The organism is Gilliamella sp. Fer4-1 (genome assembly GCF_001690515.1).
Classification (GTDB): Bacteria; Pseudomonadota; Gammaproteobacteria; order Enterobacterales; family Orbaceae; genus Gilliamella; species Gilliamella apicola_C.
Genome location: NZ_LZGZ01000349.1, coordinates 1 through 3,448, shown reverse-complemented (window position 1 = coordinate 3,448; position 3,448 = coordinate 1). Strand labels below are relative to the sequence as shown.

General features: G+C 32.3%; 2 protein-coding genes and 3 pseudogenes. 3 read left to right on the top strand and 2 right to left on the bottom strand.

Going from position 1 to position 3,448, the window contains the following annotated elements:
• Positions 1-234 precede the first annotated feature (234 nt).
• The 3 genes and pseudogenes from A9G30_RS11970 to A9G30_RS13405 form a co-directional block, all read left to right on the top strand.
• Complete coding sequence (locus A9G30_RS11970; RefSeq protein ID WP_065589092.1) at positions 235-861, top strand: TfoX/Sxy family DNA transformation protein; 627 nt, start codon at positions 235-237, stop codon at positions 859-861.
• Between the two features lie 88 nt (positions 862-949).
• Positions 950-1,998 (top strand): annotated as a pseudogene (locus tag A9G30_RS13755) (IS3 family transposase).
• 40 nt (positions 1,999-2,038) lie between these two features.
• Positions 2,039-2,452, top strand: a pseudogene (locus tag A9G30_RS13405) (IS256 family transposase); the annotation flags it as partial.
• Positions 2,453-2,743: 291 nt separating this feature from the next.
• Here the strand turns inward: A9G30_RS13405 and A9G30_RS13750 are convergent.
• Both A9G30_RS13750 and A9G30_RS11950 read right to left on the bottom strand, forming a co-directional pair.
• A pseudogene (locus tag A9G30_RS13750) lies at positions 2,744-2,947 on the bottom strand (hypothetical protein); the annotation flags it as partial.
• A gap of 294 nt (positions 2,948-3,241) precedes the next feature.
• Positions 3,242-3,448: integrase core domain-containing protein (locus A9G30_RS11950; RefSeq protein WP_141672106.1), on the bottom strand; the 207-nt coding region annotated here is incomplete at its 5' end.

Sequence of the window (3,448 nt, the reverse complement as noted above, 5' to 3'; positions counted from 1 at the left end):
AAGCGATTTTTCTTTTTTTAAGAATTGTTATTTCTTAATTACTTTTAACAAAAATTAACTTAATTTTATAAAAATATAATTTATCAAGTAATAAAGCATTTAATATTTATATATGGAATACAGATCGCATAATTATGAATTTATTTAGAAATCATTTGAATATAAAGTAGCTATAAATTAGATTAATTAGTAAGTCATTTCAGTTACTTGATAAAGTTTGGATGGGAATTAATTATGTGCTCAACATTTGCTAATCGAATTTTAACAGAACTTTCTGACGTTGAAGATATTTCGCTCAAAACATTTTTTGGCGGATTTAGTGTTAATAGTAAAAATATCATGTTTGGTTGGATTACTCGAAAAGAATTTTATTTAAGGGGGCATTCCAATTACCGCTCATTTTTTATCGATTTAGGTATGCAACCGTTGAGCATAACAACAGGAATGTCAATAAAATTACTTGATTATTATAAAGTTAGTGATGAGTTATTTAAAGATCAAGATAAATTGTTAGCTATGGTAAAAATGGTGATCACCTATACTAAAAAAGAACAATATGAAAAAAATGAAATTAAGGCAAAAAGAATAAAAGAGTTACCAAACATGACTGTATCATTGGAAAGATTATTGTGTAGTGTAGGAATTACAGATGTTGAGGCATTGAAAAAAGTAGGGTATTTAGAGGCTTATTTTAAGATAAAACAAAAAAAAGCCTCCATCTCAATTAATATATTGTTTGCCTTATATAGTTCATTACATCGATTTCATGTGGCTACCTTATCTCAAGAAGCCAAAAAAGAAATTGAGCTTGAATACCAATGTTTTTTAAAGCAGATAAATGAAAACCTATGTAAAAAATGATTTTCAGTTTCTATGTTAATCAAAGTTTATAGAATGGCAGTACCACTATATATAACTATATATAACTACCTCCTAAAATAGGGTAACTATCGTAGCTATTTTAAAAGAAGCAGAGGTTGGTATTCCCGTTAAAGAGCTGTGCCGTAAATAGGACATGGGTAATTCAACTTTTTATAAATGGCGAGAAAAATACGGCGGAATGGAAACGTCGAATATCAAACGTTTAAAGGAGCTTGAGGATGAAAACCGCAAGCTTAAGCAGATGTTTGCCGAACTGAGCTTAAAATCCCAGCTTCAGGAAGAAATCATAAAAAAGCTTTAGTGCCCACAAAGGCACGTAAAACGTGGGCACAGCAACTACAACAAAATCATTCGGTTACTATTGTTATGAGTTGTGCTATTGTTGGCTTAAGCCGTTGTGCTTACTATTATCAAGCTAAGTTACAGGATGATTCGGTGATTGTTTCGGTGCTGAATGCTATTACAGATAGGCATTTACGCTGGGGCTTTCCTAAATGTTTTAATCGTATCAGAAAGCTCGGCTATAAATGGAATCATAAACGGGTATATTGTGAATTAAAGCTTAATCTCAGGGTAAAGCGTAAAAAACGCATTCCTCCACGATGCCCAGAAAGGTTATTAGTCCCCAATAAACAAGGTGAATGTTGGTCAATGGATTTTATGAGTGACAGTAGTCGTAATCAACGTCGCTTTAGAACATTCAATGTCATCGATGACTTTAATCGTGAGGCATTAGGGATTGATATTGCAGTAAGCTTACCGGCAGGAAGGATTACCCGTTACTTAGATAAACTGGCCGAATATCATGGGTATCCATTAAAAATATGGGTCGATAATGGGCCAGAATTTACAGGAAAAACCTTTACCAACTGGGCTAAATTACATGGTATAACCATTGATTATATCTAGCCCGGTAGCCCGTATCAAAATGGCTATATTGAACGATTTAATCGTACCTATCGCACTGAGGTACTCGATTTATATCTATTTAATAATCTAGAACAAGCAAGAAAGGTAACCGAAGAATGGCTAACCATTTATAACACCGAAAGACCGCATGAGGCATTAAATAACATGACACCGATTGAGTATAAAACACTAAAACAAGCAGCATGATTTTCTACGTGAGTGGTGTACTAAGTTTGGGGTATTTACATATGTTGCTTCTAAGCATCATAAAGCCTTTATGAGTGATTTGAAACCAATGTCTCGTGATGTGGCAATTGATGCGTTAAATGAACTTGAGCGAATATGAGGCGATAAGTATTTAATAGTCATCCCATCGTGGCGCCGTAAATGGGATAATTTATCGGCTTATTTCCGCTATCCTGAGCCTATTCATTGACAATTTCGCAAATTAACAAAGACCAAAAACGGTGTTCCTAATGAAAATAACTTGCTCAAGCTGCTGTATCTTGGATTGCAAAATGCGGAGAAAAAATGGACAACACCAACCCAAAATTGGAATTTATCATTGTCAAAATTGATGATATTTTTCCCTAATCGTCTTGATAAGGTGCTCCATTTGTTAATTAAACTGACACAGAATAATGAACAGTATCGTAAGTGATTATTTTTAACATTTTTATTTCCTTCCCATATATTCATATTAGTATTTTATTAACAATCATTGATATTAACGCCTCAAACTTGTGCCATTAAATAATGATAGTTAAATTGGATTATAAATGCTTTTGTCTATTTTATTAGCAATATTTTTCTTATTTATTAATAAATTTTATAACTTAACGTTGTCTATTTAAGTTTATTAGATTTGATGATGATTTGATTAGCTACCTTTACCATTGACCTTGGTCTTATTTATGAAAGGTTGTTATAATAAGCCCATTTATTCGGATAGATACTTTAAGCGAGCAGGCTCATAATCTCGCCAATGAACAGCTCTACTGCGAAGGCAAAGGCGAATTTGATGTAAACCCAAAATGGCATTATTAATGCCACCTTTTAAAGATATTTTAGTAATAATATTGTTTTTGACATGAACTTTTAAAGAGCAACGGCTACCACAGTTAACCAAACAAGCGCTATAAATAATCTTTTCTTCATAGATAGGGTGGAAAGTTACTCTATTAGTAACTATGATACCAGATTCGGTGCCGGAAAAAGCAATTGTATTTTACTCATTATTGTAGCTACTTCATTAATTGTTATTGCCTTTTATGAAAAAGCGTATCGACTTATTTATTTTTAATTTATTCACATTTTTTCTTATATTTATATGGGATCGGTTGATAATAATACTAAAAGATGAATAAACAAACTCAAAAATATAAAAGATTAATTTAATGTTAACCCAATTGTAAATACCCCAAACTTAGTACACAACTCACGTAGAAAATCATGCTGCTTGTTTTAGTGTTTTATACTCAATCGGTGTCATGTTATTTAATGCCTCATGCGGTCTTTCGGTGTTATAAACCGTTAACCATTCTTCAGTTATTCTCCTTGCTTGAGCTAAGTTGTTAAAAAGATATAAATCGAGTACTTCAGTACGATAGGTACGATTAAATCGTTCAATATAGCCATTTTGATAAGGGCTACCGGG